Source organism: Pseudocitrobacter sp. 73 (assembly GCF_008369545.1).
Lineage (GTDB): Bacteria > Pseudomonadota > Gammaproteobacteria > Enterobacterales > Enterobacteriaceae > Pseudocitrobacter > Pseudocitrobacter vendiensis.
This window is the reverse complement of sequence record NZ_VTZO01000065.1, coordinates 1-333: the sequence shown is the minus strand read 5'-3', so window position 1 is coordinate 333 and position 333 is coordinate 1. Positions and strand designations below refer to the sequence as shown.

At 58.6% G+C, this 333-nt stretch carries 1 protein-coding gene; it reads left to right on the top strand.

Going from position 1 to position 333, the window contains the following annotated elements:
- On the top strand, positions 1-321 hold a 321-nt coding region (locus tag F0Q32_RS25560), incomplete at its 5' end, for an ATP-binding cassette domain-containing protein (RefSeq protein WP_149465160.1).
- Positions 322-333 lie beyond the last annotated feature (12 nt).

The following is a 333-nucleotide window of genomic DNA, read 5'->3' as shown; positions in this document are numbered from 1 at the left end:
CAGCAGCAGCGTGTGGCGATTGCCCGTGCGCTGATGCAGCAGGCGAAGGTGATTCTGGCCGATGAACCCATCGCCTCGCTGGACCCGGAATCGGCGCGCATCGTGATGGACACCCTGCGCGACATTAACCAGAACGACGGCATTACCGTGGTCGTCACGCTGCATCAGGTGGATTACGCCTTGCGCTACTGCGAACGCATCGTCGCCCTGCGCCAGGTGCACGTCTTCTACGACGGCAGCAGCCAACAGTTTGATAACGAACGTTTTGACCATCCCTACCGCAGCATTAATCGCATCGAAGTGAACGAGAAAGCTGCCTGACATCCCCATCAT